The sequence below is a fragment of the Bradyrhizobium sp. 613_E4_N2_2 genome, from assembly GCF_052075995.1.
In the GTDB taxonomy this organism is placed as follows: domain Bacteria; phylum Pseudomonadota; class Alphaproteobacteria; order Rhizobiales; family Xanthobacteraceae; genus Bradyrhizobium; species Bradyrhizobium barranii.
This window is the reverse complement of the sequence record NZ_CP197234.1, coordinates 2417206-2430520: the sequence shown is the minus strand read 5'-3', so window position 1 is coordinate 2430520 and position 13315 is coordinate 2417206. Positions and strand designations below refer to the sequence as shown.

The window sequence follows — 13315 nt, the reverse complement described above, 5'->3', positions numbered from 1 at the left end:
GTAGCGCCGATTGCCTAAAGCTATGGGATTCGATGAAATTTCCGCTTGATGCCAGGCATCCGCGGATGGATTAAGCAGGAGGATCCGCCGTGACCGACATCAGCATTGAGGCTGTAACGGGCAAGCTGAACCGGGCCGGCTATGATGCCTTCATACAGGCCCTGCGCCACGCAAAGAGCGCCGGCAATCGCAACGTCGAGCTAGCGCACTGGCTGTTTCATATCCTGCAGCAGGAACGCAACGATCTCAGCCTCTCGGTCGATCATTACAAGCTCGACCGGGCACGCTTGTTGTCGGACCTTGCCGGCGTGATCAATGGCTTTCGTAAGAACGAAACCGACATGCCGGGCGTCGCCAATCCGGTCATCGATCTGCTCGATCGGGGCTGGCATTATGCCACGCTCTTCTTTGGCGAGACCCAGATCCGCACCGGTCATCTGCTCGTGGCGGGCCTGAAATCGAATGATATTCGTCGCACGCTGAACAACCTCTCGCAGGAATTCGCCAAGGTCAACGTCGACGCACTCGCCGCGGAGCGCCGCAATGTCTGGGCCGGCTCCGACGAGGAAACCATGCGGCCGATGGACGGTTCGGGCCTGGTCGGCGCAGGCACGGAAGGCGCGGCCCAAGCGGGTCCCAAGGGGACGACGCCGCTCGACCGGTTCTCCCAGGATCTCACCGCCAAGGCCAAATCAGGTGAGATGGATCCGATCCTTGGCCGGGACGAAGAAATCCGCCAACTGATCGACGTGCTGATGCGACGGCGGCAGAACAATCCAATTCTTACCGGCGAGGCTGGCGTCGGCAAGACCGCAGTTGTCGAGGGATTCGCCCAGCGAATCGCCGCCGGCGACGTGCCGCCACCGCTCCGCGGTGTAAGGCTTTGTGCGCTCGACATCGGCCTGATGCAGGCCGGTGCTTCCATGAAGGGTGAGTTTGAGCAGCGCTTGCGCTCGGTGATCGACGAGGTCCAGAGCTCACCCACCCCGATCATACTGTTCATCGATGAAGCCCATACATTGATCGGCGCCGGCGGCGCGGCCGGCACCGGTGATGCGGCCAATCTCCTGAAACCTCCTCTCGCCCGTGGCACGCTGCGCACGATCGCCGCCACCACATGGGCAGAATATCGCCAGTATATCGAGAAAGACCCCGCGCTCACGCGACGCTTCCAGCCGATCCAGATCGATGAACCGGAAGTGGAGACCTGCTGCATCATGCTGCGCGGACTTCTCGGTCCGATGGAAAAGCACCACGGCGTTCGCATCTCCGATGCTGCGATCGTCGCAGCGGTCAACCTGTCCCACCGCTACATTCCTTCACGGCAGTTGCCGGACAAGGCGGTCAGCCTGCTTGATACCGCCTCGGCGCGCGTGGCCATCAGCCAGAGCGCGACGCCAGCCCTGATCGAGGATGCACGCGTTGCGATTACCGCTCGTGAAGCCGAGAAATCGGCACTCGTCAGCGACAGCGATCTTGGGCTTAAGGACAGCGACCGCATCACGGCGATCGACAACGACATTGCGGCACTGAAGGACAAGCTGACGAACCTTGAAGCCGATTGGGCCGCAGAGCAGGAACTCGTCAAGGACATCCGGAGCATCCGGGAGATTCTGTCCCAGCCCAAAGAAGGCGAAGATCCGGCTGCCAGGCGCGCGGAGTTGCGCGGCAAGTTCGACACACTTGAGAGCATCCATCCGGAGAAGCGGATGGTCTATGCCCATGTAGACCAGCAATCGGTGGCGTCCGTTGTCTCTGACTGGACCGGCATCCCGGTCGGCCGGATGATGCGCGACGAGATCGAAACCGTGCTGAAGCTACCGGAGATCCTCAACCGCCGCGTCGTCGGCCAGTCTCATGGGCTGACGATGATCGCCAAGCGAATCGAGACCAGCCGCGCCAAGCTTGACAACCCTTCCAAGCCGATCGGCGTGTTCATGCTGGCTGGTCCATCCGGCGTGGGCAAGACTGAAACCGCCCTGGCGCTTGCCGAGACCCTTTACGGCGGTGAGCAGAACATGATCACGATCAACATGTCGGAGTTCCAGGAAGCGCACACCGTCTCGACCTTGAAGGGTGCACCTCCCGGCTATGTCGGCTATGGCGAAGGTGGACGCCTCACCGAGGCTGTCCGGCGCAAGCCCTACAGTGTCATCCTGCTCGACGAGGTGGAGAAAGCTCATCCCGACGTCCACGAGATCTTCTTCCAGGTGTTTGACAAGGGAACCATGGAGGACGGCAACGGGCGGCGGATCGACTTCAAGAACACCTTGATCATCCTTACCACCAACGTCGGCACCGATCTGATCATGGGCCTCTCGCGCGATCCAAAGTATCGCAACGAGCCGGAAGAGCTCGCCAAGATGCTGAGGCCGGAACTGCTGAAGGTGTTTCCCGCAGCGCTGCTCGGACGCATCGTCTCGATACCGTACTTCCCGCTATCCGACGAGATGCTCGCCGGGATCGTTCGGTTACAGCTCGACCGGATCGGACGACGCCTCCGCGACAATCATAACGCGTCCTTCGACTACGATGACGCGGTCGTGGAGCACATTGTGTCACGTTGCAACGACCCGGATTCCGGCGGGCGAATGATTGACAACATCATCACCAACACCCTGCTCCCGGAGCTGTCGCGCGAGTTCCTTAGCAAGTCGCTTGCCAAGGAAGAAATCAAGCAAGCGCGGGTCTCGATCGAGAACGACAAGTTCGCATATTCGTGGAACTGAGGACGATGAACATTCAAACCGAGCATCGCCACCCGAACGCCGGTCCCACGCCATACGACGAGGTCTACTACCCCGGCCACGTCTACGGGCTCACTCATCCGAACCATCTTGCTACCATTGCTGCCGTTTACGGCATGCAGTCAGCGCCGGTCGAGCGTTGCCGGGTGCTGGAGCTTGGCTGCGGCGTTGGCGGCAACCTGTTGCCGATGGCCTTTCAATATCCAATCAGCGAATTCGTCGGTGTCGACCTGAGCGGCGTGACGATCGAGCGCGGCCAGCGAAACATCGCCACATTGGGCCTGAGCAACATCAAGCTTCTCCATTGCGACATCATGAATGTCGACGCAGGCTTCGGGGAGTTCGACTACATCATCGCACACGGCGTGTATTCCTGGGTGCCGCCGGCGGTGCGCGAGAAGATGATGATGATCTTCAAGCAGAACCTGGCTCCCCGCGGGGTCTGCTACGTCAGCTACAATGCGCACCCGTTCTCGCATCTTCGCGACATGGTCCGCGACATGATGCGGTATCACACCCGCCGTCTCACCGGCATGAAGGAGAAGGTCGGACAGGCCCGCGCGATCCTGAAGTTCCTGAGCGACGGCTCGAAGGCCAACTCGGTGCACGGCGCAGTTATGCGCGACCAGTACAACCGCGTCCTCAAGTCCCCCGACGAGCTTCTGTTTCACGACGATCTCGATGATGGTGCCGAGGCGTTCTTGCTGCATGAGGTCGCCGAGGACGCAAGCCGCCATGGCCTGCAATATCTGGGCGATGCTGATTTTTCACGACGCTATCTTGCCGGCTATTCCGAGGAGGTTCGCGCGACGCTGCAGCGCTTCCCGGAAAGCGAGTTCATGGCGCGCGATCAATATCAGGACTTCATCGACGGCAACGGCTTTCGGCGCACCTTGCTCTGCCACGACAGCATTTCGCTGTCCCGCCAGGTCGACCTCGATTTCGTCACCCGGTTCCATTTGCTGAGCACGACCAACCCGGTCGACCCCGACGCCTGCGTGACCGACGATTCCGCGATGGAATTCGAGAACCAGGACGGCAGCAGGGTCACGGTAACCAATCCGCTCTTGAAGGCCGCGCATCTATGTCTGGGCCGGGCCTGGCCGCGAGCATTATCATTCGACGAGCTGCTCGATGGGGCCCGCGCGCTGCTGGGCGACCGGCGGGCGGATGATGACCAAAAGGTGTTGACGGAGGCGATGTTCATCCTGGCTTGCAGCGGCGAGGTTTCGTTCCTGCTGTCGCGTCCCTTTTTGTTGAAGGAAGCTACCGAGCATCCGCAGGCGAGCCTGCTCGCGCGAAGACAAGCGCAAACAGGTCCGCTCGTCACCAACCTCCTCCACCAAACGGTGCAGTTGGAGGACGACCGGACCAGGGATTTCCTGCAATTGCTCGACGGAGCGCGGACCATCGACCAGATCACGGCCGAAATGACGGAAAAATTCGGCCCGACCATCCGGATAGACCAGAAGGATAATGCCGGGCAGCCTGCCGAGCCGTTATTGCTGTCAACGCGAGAAAGCGTTCAGCGCTCGCTTGCGATGGTCGGCAAGCTGGGCCTGCTGGTCGCGTGATGCGCTCAAGTGCGTCGGCTCCGTTGGCGATGAACGGCAGGAGTTGGAAGCTCGTGCCATTTCCTGCAGCGGATGCGGCCCGGCACTCTAGCCGTCGTGGGTATATTGCTGGCCGAGGAGCCATCCCGTGAGAATACCGCCGGGTCCGCTGGCATAGACCGGATCAAGGCCAACACCTGCGCGCAGCATCTTCCATTCATGCTCGCCGACCCAGGGAATCCCGGGATCGCCCTTCTGATACTGGGACAGCAGCGTTCGGGCGACCTCTGCGGCATTGGCGTAGATCGGCCCGTTGGCCCAGCGAGGGCGGGGCAGGCCTGTCATGCGGCAATAGAGCGCCGTGCAGACGTAGGCAGACGCCTCTTCGGCATTGGCATCAAGGCCTGTACGCAACAGATCGTATGCCGCATGCAGGCTCTCGTGGACGATATAGGCCTCGTCCATCCGCCCCGCTGCCGACACGACCTCCAGCGTGTTTGCCGCAACCGCCGTGCCGTCCGCCCTGGTTCTCGCGACATCGTTGTATTGTGCAGCAACGCCTGCCGCGAGATCCGTCGGAGGTCTGACGGTGACCTGCCCCAACCGGATCGCGCGGGCGACGTGATGGAACGTTTGCGGCGCAATCGTCACATGGCTGCCGCGGATCGGAAACCGGAAGCGCATGCGTGCGACCGCCGGGCCATGGAGTACGTCCAATACCCTGCTCCGCAGTGACATTTGATCGTCCTCGTTGTTCGCACTACCCCACGGTTGGTGGTCGCCGTTTCCGATCAGCAGGTTCAAACAGTCATTGCACCGGCGCGATAGGAATTCGAATAACCTGGGCCGGGCGGCAGCTTGGTCGAACGAGCCGGCATTGAACCCGAACCCGTCCGGGCGAGACCAATTTGGGGCGAGGATTGCCTCGGAGTGCGCCCCATGACGACGACCGATCCGACGACGACCGACACTTACCGGAAGATCGCGGCACGACTGACCATGCTGCGGCCGCAGATCGATTTGAAGAATTATTTTGCCGGCCCCAACCCGGATGTGCGCCTTTATGACGAGAAGCCCTACATCCGGCACCAGCTCGAGAAGTATGGTGTCGCTGCCGCGACGACCACGCTCGACGGCGTCACCTTCCTGCCCAAGGACTGGGAAGAGCTGATCAAGAAGCTGCGCATTGCCAAGACGACGGACGGATTCGACGCCTTCGCCGAAGGGCAAAGCCCGGAGAAAGCGTCGCATTGGGCCCTCGATCTGTCGATGGCGGCAACGATCGGCAAGGGGTTCCGGGAGATCTGGCGCCCAAAGCTGTCGGACAGGCCGCTCTCAACGCGGGATCTCCCGGGCCGCCATGGCTTCGGGCTCGGGCGCGACCGCGGACAATGGAGCGACGCCTACAGCTCGCAATTCGGCAAGGACCCGCAGCCCCAGGACATCACCTCGTTGCATTTCGCCGTAGCACCTGATCGGGTGAACGTGCACATCGACGAAACAGGCTTCGTATTCGAAGGCGTGGACGGCGCCCTTACGGTCGGACCGAACTTCGTGCATCACGCCGGCAATGAGCTGTTCTGGAAGAGCAACAAGCATATACCGCAATGGGCCGCGGAGCACATCGATCTGATCCTGCCGAACAGCGCGAACGACTTTTCGCGCGTGGGCATTTCGGTCGACATGTACCAGCGCAAAGACTTGCGCGTTACGGTCACGGGCTCCTGCGGACTTTTCGGCGGTTTCGAGTGCTCCGGAACCGTGAGCATCAGCGGCACGCATGATCTGCTCGGCTCGAAGCCAAAAGGCCGGCGCTAAAGCGGATATCGCTCGTTCGACATTGCTTCGTGTCTACGCCTCCAATCTACGAATGAGGCTCTTCGATTTGCCACTGCCAGTTGGTGGCCCGAATGAATGGAACCATCGAACCGCCTCGAGGTAGCGGCGACCAATAAGTATTGGTGGCGAGAACGCGTAGTTCCGCAGGAATCGGCGGGGGAGGTCTTACATTGCCGAACCAGGAAAGGCCGTTGAAGCCCGTCGTCGAAAGCTATGTACCGCCCGCGGGAATCCGGCATGCGGTGACGGCAGGCGAGACCTGGATATCCCTTGCCAAGCGGATCGGCATCGCCCCCTGGGACCTCATCGAGTTCAATTTTCCGGGCGTCAAGCTCGTCAAGCAGCGCGATTTCCAACAAGCCACACGCCAGGTGAACTGGTACCTGGCCGAGTATGTCGGCTGCCGCGCGATGTCGCCCGATCGCCAAAATTTTGCGTTTTCCTCCGGTACGACGGGCGGGAGAGGTGGATGGCGAGGGGGATTCATCTATCTGCCGCCAGGTACGCCGCCTCCCCCGCCGATTGCGCCCACTCCACCGGTTGCGCCCACCCCAGCGGCTCCGACCCCGCCGGAATGTGAAGGAAGCCGACCCGACTTCGCGCGCGTGCTGGACGTGAGCGAACGGGATTTCGCGCGCAACGTTTTTGGCCCGACGCTGCCGCCGTGGGAGACAATTGCGATTACCAATGGCCTGGGAGCAGGCGGAAGACCGTGGACGAACGATGGACCGTTCTTCAGGGGAGGCAATCCCATGGTGCCGAGCATGCGGTATGCCATCAATCTTGGCAGTGTCGCGTTCAGTAACCTGGCATCGCCTAGCCCCACCTTCGGTCTCTTGTGCGACGACTTCGGTCGCATTTGCGACCTCTTCGTGCACGAAATGACCCATGTGTGGCAGGCGTTCAACGATTCAAACTGGACGATGGCGCGCTCGTTCTGGACGCAGACAATCGGTTCCGGCTACGAGTACACGCCGGGCGATTCCTGGGACTCATACAACGTCGAGCAACAGGCACACATCGTTGAAGATTGGCACAAATACAAAATCAGTTCTCCGATGCTTGCCGAGGAGCGCTATCCGTACGTCCGGCTCGTGATCCGCTCTGGACGCCTCACTTTTCCTCGCGGGCTGGATCTTGTGGCATTGAAAAAGGACCTTCAAGATCTGCGCGCAAGGCACCTGGACTAGAACCCGCTGCAGGGGAGTGGTCGGGAGTCTACTTAACTGAAGCACCGACACGCCGAGCATTCGACGCGGTGCGGTCGCGCATTCTTCCTCTCAAAAGTATTTTTCCGACTTGCGTGCTGGTCAGCTTCGCAGCGCAAGCACACGGAGAAGAATTGCGCGGCCGCCATGCGACAGGCGATCGTGAAACAGTTCGGAGAGCCGGTCTCCACGCTTCCGCACCGAAAACCTCTTCCGGAGCTCATGGGCGCGAGACAGCGAGCAATAGAGAAAATCACGACGTAGCCGGCGCAGGCGGCTGCCATAGCCTCTAACATCGGCGCTCGCGTAGGCCTCCATCAGGGTGCGCATCAAATAGTCATCGCTCGGATCAACATAAGTTTCGTGGGAAACGCTCGATGATCGCATCGACACGGGTTCATCGCTCGACAGAAATAGGTTCCTGCGGGTCAGCCCATCCGATACGCCCGTCGCTTCTTTTGTGAAATCTCCATAGTTCACAAAAGGCAGCGCTGCGAGTTGCCGGCGCAGATTTTCGAGCGTCGCCGACGGGATCCGGACGCCGTTGCCCGCGCTGGTGTCGAGCTTATTGGCGCGCACCGTGGCGTAGAGGTCGCCCCAGAATTTGTCCCAGGGGGCGGTGCCGTTGCGGTTAGACGACGGATTCTTGCGAACGCTATATGTGGTTTGAGTGAGGTAGGCCGCCAGTTCGCCCATGTGGCGCGTAACAGCGCCGTCAGGATCATAGACGTCGATCATGGCGTGGACGCACTCATGCAGGAGCAGCGCCCGATCGCTATCATTTGCGGGCGGCGACTTCTTCTGCGTCAACAGAACATCCGTAACCTGATCGTAGAAGGCGAGATCCTGAGTGCCGCCCTTCACCAATATATTGCCGGCGCGAATGTGATCGCGAACTGTCGTCAAGTATTCGCCCTTGATATGGATCTTGTCGACGTAGAACTCGATACCAAGCGCGACCGAGTCACTGAGTGTGTCCAGGACGTCGCCTTCGGTCAGTGGCATGACCTACCTCCCTTGCGTGGTCGAGCAATAGTGGTCCGGCCAGGCTCCGCAAGCGCTGAAACGCTGTACTGCACCAATAGGAGCCGCCCGCCCCTCCGTTCGCGTTGTGGAAGGTGGCTAGATCGTCCCGCCGCCGCCGCCGAAGATTTCGACGACCACAGCGCGATTGGCGGCCCTGTTCATCACGGTCGTGTTGTCCTTCAGATACTCGTAGTGTGAGGCGGGCTTGACGGAGAAGACGCGCGAGCGGGCGCTTGGGCCGAACAGGTGAAAGACGTTCTTGGCCCGGCCCGTGCGCAGGAAGCTGTTGTTCCGTTCGCCGCCGGTGCTGTCGCTGTATCCGACGATCTGGAACTGCAACGACTTGTCGGTCTCAAATCGGATGAGCTGCGCTGCCAACAGCGGATCGCGCTTGGCGATGTTCTTGAGATGCCGCCAGTCGACGCCGAAATCCCAGATGATGAGATATTGGCAGATGCCGGCCGGCGGGACCAGACTGACGTCCACACCGAGATGGCCGACCTCGGTGCGGGACGTCGCGACTTCATTGGCCACGTAGGGAAAGACGGCGGCGCTGTGAACCTTGGCAAGCGGCGAGCACTGCGGTTGCGTCGCCATATTCGGCATCTGTTCCACCGGGCCCGGCGGCGTGTATTGCGGCAGTGGCTGCGGCGCGCGTCCCATGGCAATTTCTCCCATTGCTGGCGTGGCCTGCCCAAAGCTGAGCACTGGAGGGAGCGTCGGCTCCCACCACGGCTATGACTAGTAGTGACGTGAGCGGTCGGGGAAGTTCAAAGGCGAGGTGCGGGCGCCCTCAACAGGGCCATTAGCGGACATTGATTGGCCTTCCGCGCTCTCCGGAAAGCGGGGTAGGCTACGCCTATTGCCGTCCGTGCCAAATTGTTGCGGAGGAACTGGCCATGAAACTTCGCCGCCGAAATTTTCTGCATCTCGCCGCGGGGACCGGCCAGATTGTTTTCCCGCCGCCGAAGGAGGCTCTCATTTCCGCGCGCAAGATTTCGCGTTGACGGACCGAACTAAGACAGGAGAACCAGACATGGCCGCCTTTCAAGAGGTTTTCCGCCGCTCCGGCATCGATGAGCGCCGCAGCCCGCCGGGCATGGTGGTGCCGTTCGGCGGCTCCAACATCGTGGCGCTGATCGATCCCGGAAGAAAGCTCAAAGTCGATCCTAACGCCCATGCCCTCGGGATCAAGGAGATCGATGGCGCCGATACCCTTAGACGCGTCATGCAGGCCAGAGAAACCTTCTCCAAACCCGATATCGATCCGCAGCTCAGGGCGGCGTCACTTCCCGCCACCTTCAATGGCGATGCACGGTTTTTCGAGATCAATGGCCGGATTAAGCCGATTGGTTTTCCCGGCCTGGAGGTGGTGGCCCGTTCGGCCGGCCGGAAGATCGAAGCCAAGCTCTATGTCGTGGTGCTACCGGAAATCAAGATCAAGGTGGCGTTCCGCAATGTCATGGTTCCGGGGAGTGGCGGCGCTCCGGCGTTTCACGCCAAGAAGCCCTGCAACGAGCAAGACGAATTGCTGACGATGAACAATATATGGAGGCCGCAGGCCAACATCCGCTTCGAGCGGGTGCCAAGCGACTGGCTGGTCATCGACGACTCGCAGGCTGCCATCAAACAGGAGATCGCCAATGCGACTGGCATGAAGGATGCGAGCCTGGCGACCTTTCCCGATGTGATCGACGTCGAGAAACTGAAGGGCATCTTCGTCAAACACAAAGTTCAGGGCGCCCATCTAACCATTTTCTGCGTCGATAAGGTTTGGTCCAATGGCGGCCTCGCCAATGGCTCGTTTGCTCGCGGGCTGGACCTTGCCTTCATCAGCTCGCAACGCGGGCCTAACACGTCTGCCCATGAATCCGGCCATTTTCTCGGCTACTACTCGAAGAGCGCGAGCAAACCTTGGGACAGCCAAGGCCACACGCTGGAGACCGATCCGAAAACCGGAAAAGAAAACAGGGCGGAAGACATCAAGATGCTGATGCGCGGGGGAGGCGCCGGGTGGAAAATCCCGTTCAATCTCGTCAAGGAGTTCCGCGACTTCCCCGGCTAGCATCCGAAGATCAGACAGAAGCTGGAAATCACTCCAGACGTTGAATGTCGCCTTGGGTCAGAAGCTGCCCCGACGGCCCCGAAACGCTTACTTTGCCACCTGGCAGGCAGAGCGTGTCATCGGCCATCATGACCGCAATACGCTGCGCTTACGCCTCGATCCCAAGGGAGATTCGACAGACCTTGAGCCGGGCATGAGTGTCTGGCTTGAGAACTAGGCTGTGTACTCATTAAGCAGCTGGCCGCCTTATGTCCGCTCAACCCCTAACAGCGGCGGGAAAGCGGACGTCTGCCGAGGTCGCTGAAGGGCCGATATTGTTGCAAAAGTCGATTTTCGCCGATGACCAAAATTCTGCGGGCCGTGGGCGCGACTTTCGCGTACAAGATGCGAGGGACCTCACGGCCTCACGCAAAATTCACAGGCGACTTCGGTAACGCGATTGAGGTCATACGAATCAGCGATCGCTCGCTGCTTAGTGTTTTCGCGAAGAAGCTTGAGCCCTGCAACTTTCGACTTTTGCAACACAATCGGCCAAGAGGCGACATCGCTCACTTGGTTGTCGTTTCGAAATCTTTGCCGACTTCCGATAACATTGGCGCTGTTACCTTCTTTCAGGTGCCGCCCGAAGCGATCCGCCAGCCTCACTTCAGCCTCGACGTAACACCGAGCAAACACACCAAAGAGCGCGACGCAGCAACATCTCTCGACTGACTTTGTGCACGGTTGCGTGCATAAACTCCGTGATTCACGTTGAAATTTGGTCACGAGTTAGGTCAAGCCCCTTGATCTTTGTCAATGTCGGCATCAACCGACGGGCCTCCTTAAGCAAAGGGGGCGAGACAGGATAGGAGCAAAACGATGAAGCGGATGATTTTCAGAAATTTTGCAATTGTAACTTCGGTTATCGCCTTTGCGACACTGTTCACCGTTGACTGGTCTGAGCAGCGCGGGATTTCGCTGTCAGTTGAGAGTGCCCAAGCGAGGCGGCTCTATGTCAGCCCGTATCCCTATAGTCACTACATACCCGATCAGTCCGGTCTGCCTTGGTACGCAGTGCGGGCCTACTACGCTGGCGGCCCCTGGTGTGGTGCCGGCGGCACGACCGGGTACGGCACGGCTGTGGGGGTCTTTGGGCGTGCTTCCTACACCTGCTACGACGGTTGGGATAGCTACGCGAAGCTCAATGGCATTGGTTGCACGCCCGGCACCTTGATCAAGGGCGGTGACGGAATCATGTACGTCTGCCAGTAAGCACGCGGACCACAAGGAGAGGCGGCGCAATCGTCGCCTCTTTCAATTCGAAAACGATATCCGACAGCCAGGGTCACGGGCGGACGTTGAGATCGGGGGCCCAACTCGGTCGGCTCGTCACGCGAAACCGGACCACTGCGCCACGCTCGGCCGGGGCCGCCTATGGGCCAATAACCGACATGCAAAGGGAGGCACGCTGCATGGCCGAGAAGTAGTGTTGAATGCTACCGCGGGTCACGAGGTTGGTTACCAAGGCTGGTGGCCCGCAGGCAAATCCTCTATCGACGCACTCCGACGCGATTAACGCCACCATTGGCATTGCCGCCGACGTTATGACGGACTGCAGCGCGCGCAACGGGCCGTGGCCGGAGGGCAACGCCAGCCCGGGCAACGCAACCCACCGGATAGTCGACGTACTGGCAATACACGATCGCGCGGGCCGGTGATGGAGCAAGTGTGGCCCCTGCAAGTCCCAGAAGTGCGCTGGCAGCGATTCCTGTAACCGTCACTGACTTGATCGAAAGTCGCATCTTAGCCTTCATGATGGTCCTCCAAGGGTAGCAAAAGCCGCATTCCTACGGCTTACGATAGCGTGTGCGCGGAGAGATGAGCGACATTGACGTACATCAAGGGTGAGCTGGGCTGTGCGTTAACTCCGTCGAACATTATCCGTGTTTCCTGCCGCCCGTCACCGCGACCTTGATTCAGATCAACCAGCTTCGTGATACCCGCACCAAAATAAGAGACCGACTGGGCTAGGGCGATTAGTTGGTGCGTGCGATGACGCCGACTTGGTATGTCACCTTCGAGGTTCGTAAACGCGGCACGCTGCCGAAGCAGCGGAGCCCTCGGGAAACAAGGACCTTCGCTACGGAAGCAGAGGCCAAGGCATTCGTTCGTGCAAAGCTCGACGAAGGTCTCGTAGTATTTGCGGGCACGATCAATCCGCACGTCCCCAAGCAACTCATTCCGTCGTCCCGCATCCAAGCTTGGCTTGTCGATGAACAATGGAACGCTGAGCGAGATACAGGTCCCGACCGGACGCCGATCACCAGGTTCTGAAGCCGAACCAGCCGAACTGCCCTTGTCGTGCCGCCAGAAGCATCTGCGGCTGGACGTTTCGCCTCGGTCGAGCCGCAACATGCAACATCTTGCGTTGTCGCTTGCGATCGACGGTTTCAGGCGGGCGTGTATCCTGTTTCGGCAGCATCGCGAAAGAATTCGCCACCGCCGGGCTCTGTCTGACGGTAACGGGCGGTTCGGCCACATCCGATGAAGTTGCGACCTCGGTCGCCTCGGCCACGGGCGCAGCGGCGACGATCACCGGCGACTGGGTATCGAAGACAATACGCTCGGGCCATTTGCGATCTGAGTGGATACGTATGGCCGGCCGGTCCGCAGCCGCCTGATCGACGGTCGGGGCCCTCGGCAGCCAATAATCTGCAACAAAGAGCAGTGCGAGCAACACTGCTCCGACCTTCCAGAAATATGCCGCCAGTGGCATGCCGGTCGCTCCGGTGCGCCCCCGAAACATTGACCTGGGCTCTACGTCGTCTGTTACCTGCAGCAAGATGGCCACGAGCTGCTTGATATAGATCAAGCGCGTTCGATCGCTCGCGAACGCGC

The 13315-nt window shown here is 60.2% G+C and carries 13 protein-coding genes; 8 read left to right on the top strand and 5 right to left on the bottom strand.

Annotated elements, in window-relative coordinates; translation table 11 throughout:
* The first annotated feature begins 89 nt into the window (after positions 1-89).
* The gene (gene tssH / locus AB7290_RS11490; protein ID WP_063981813.1) at positions 90-2729 is read left to right on the top strand and encodes a type VI secretion system ATPase TssH; all 2640 of its coding nucleotides are present in this window, start codon (positions 90-92) and stop codon (positions 2727-2729) included.
* A gap of 5 nt (positions 2730-2734) precedes the next feature.
* Positions 2735-4321 carry a methyltransferase regulatory domain-containing protein gene (locus AB7290_RS11485; RefSeq protein ID WP_085402420.1) on the top strand — a complete coding sequence of 529 codons (1587 nt, stop codon included), beginning with the start codon at positions 2735-2737 and terminating at the stop codon, positions 4319-4321.
* An 87-nt stretch (positions 4322-4408) separates the two neighbouring features.
* Here the strand turns inward: AB7290_RS11485 and AB7290_RS11480 are convergent, their stop codons facing one another.
* A complete protein-coding gene (locus tag AB7290_RS11480; protein ID WP_231142835.1) occupies positions 4409-5017 on the bottom strand; it encodes a hypothetical protein in 609 nt (202 codons plus the stop codon).
* A gap of 222 nt (positions 5018-5239) precedes the next feature.
* On the opposite strand from AB7290_RS11480, the gene AB7290_RS11475 reads away from it, so the two are divergent.
* Positions 5240-6118, top strand: coding sequence for a hypothetical protein (locus tag AB7290_RS11475; RefSeq protein WP_063981811.1), 879 nt, complete (start codon positions 5240-5242; stop codon positions 6116-6118).
* A 212-nt stretch (positions 6119-6330) separates the two neighbouring features.
* Positions 6331-7329 (top strand): hypothetical protein, encoded by a 999-nt coding sequence (locus AB7290_RS11470; protein WP_245344163.1) that lies wholly within the window; start codon positions 6331-6333, stop codon positions 7327-7329.
* A 120-nt stretch (positions 7330-7449) separates the two neighbouring features.
* Here AB7290_RS11470 and AB7290_RS11465 read toward each other — a convergent pair whose 3' ends face one another.
* Both AB7290_RS11465 and AB7290_RS11460 read right to left on the bottom strand, forming a co-directional pair.
* Positions 7450-8352 (bottom strand): hypothetical protein, encoded by a 903-nt coding sequence (locus AB7290_RS11465; RefSeq protein WP_085402418.1) that lies wholly within the window; start codon positions 8350-8352, stop codon positions 7450-7452.
* A gap of 117 nt (positions 8353-8469) precedes the next feature.
* Positions 8470-9036, bottom strand: coding sequence for a hypothetical protein (locus AB7290_RS11460; RefSeq protein ID WP_063981809.1), 567 nt, complete (start codon positions 9034-9036; stop codon positions 8470-8472).
* A gap of 373 nt (positions 9037-9409) precedes the next feature.
* Between AB7290_RS11460 and AB7290_RS11455 the strand changes: the two genes are divergently transcribed.
* The 3 genes from AB7290_RS11455 to AB7290_RS11445 all read left to right on the top strand — a co-directional run bounded on the left by AB7290_RS11455 (position 9410) and on the right by AB7290_RS11445 (position 11689).
* Positions 9410-10438 (top strand): hypothetical protein, encoded by a 1029-nt coding sequence (locus AB7290_RS11455; protein WP_063981808.1) that lies wholly within the window; start codon positions 9410-9412, stop codon positions 10436-10438.
* 339 nt (positions 10439-10777) lie between these two features.
* A complete protein-coding gene (locus tag AB7290_RS11450; protein WP_063981807.1) occupies positions 10778-11149 on the top strand; it encodes a hypothetical protein in 372 nt (123 codons plus the stop codon).
* Between the two features lie 147 nt (positions 11150-11296).
* A complete protein-coding gene (locus tag AB7290_RS11445; protein WP_063981806.1) occupies positions 11297-11689 on the top strand; it encodes a hypothetical protein in 393 nt (130 codons plus the stop codon).
* Positions 11690-11967: 278 nt separating this feature from the next.
* On the opposite strand, the gene AB7290_RS11440 is transcribed toward AB7290_RS11445, so the two are convergent.
* On the bottom strand, positions 11968-12231 hold the full coding sequence (locus tag AB7290_RS11440; RefSeq protein ID WP_085398219.1) for a hypothetical protein: 264 nt from the start codon (positions 12229-12231) through the stop codon (positions 11968-11970).
* A gap of 238 nt (positions 12232-12469) precedes the next feature.
* Between AB7290_RS11440 and AB7290_RS11435 the strand changes: the two genes are divergently transcribed.
* Entirely contained in the window at positions 12470-12751 is a 282-nt protein-coding gene (locus AB7290_RS11435) for a hypothetical protein (protein WP_084795344.1), read from the top strand.
* Here AB7290_RS11435 and AB7290_RS11430 read toward each other — a convergent pair.
* Positions 12738-13289, bottom strand: a complete 552-nt coding sequence (locus AB7290_RS11430; protein ID WP_063981805.1) for a hypothetical protein — start codon at positions 13287-13289, stop codon at positions 12738-12740. The genes AB7290_RS11435 and AB7290_RS11430 overlap by 14 nt on opposite strands.
* Positions 13290-13315: the final 26 nt, after the last annotated feature.

Excerpts from the sequence above, each read along its gene's own strand:
- AB7290_RS11485 (WP_085402420.1), top strand. The coding sequence starts at position 2,735 with ATGAACATTCAAACCGAGCATCGCCACCCGAACGCCGGTCCCACGCCA.
- AB7290_RS11475 (WP_063981811.1), top strand. The coding sequence starts at position 5,240 with ATGACGACGACCGATCCGACGACGACCGACACTTACCGGAAGATCGCG.
- AB7290_RS11465 (WP_085402418.1), bottom strand. The coding sequence starts at position 8,352 with ATGCCACTGACCGAAGGCGACGTCCTGGACACACTCAGTGACTCGGTC.
- AB7290_RS11460 (WP_063981809.1), bottom strand. The coding sequence starts at position 9,036 with ATGGGACGCGCGCCGCAGCCACTGCCGCAATACACGCCGCCGGGCCCG.
- AB7290_RS11455 (WP_063981808.1), top strand. The coding sequence starts at position 9,410 with ATGGCCGCCTTTCAAGAGGTTTTCCGCCGCTCCGGCATCGATGAGCGC.
- AB7290_RS11450 (WP_063981807.1), top strand. The coding sequence starts at position 10,778 with ATGACCAAAATTCTGCGGGCCGTGGGCGCGACTTTCGCGTACAAGATG.
- AB7290_RS11445 (WP_063981806.1), top strand. The coding sequence starts at position 11,297 with ATGAAGCGGATGATTTTCAGAAATTTTGCAATTGTAACTTCGGTTATC.
- AB7290_RS11440 (WP_085398219.1), bottom strand. The coding sequence starts at position 12,231 with ATGAAGGCTAAGATGCGACTTTCGATCAAGTCAGTGACGGTTACAGGA.
- AB7290_RS11435 (WP_084795344.1), top strand. The coding sequence starts at position 12,470 with ATGACGCCGACTTGGTATGTCACCTTCGAGGTTCGTAAACGCGGCACG.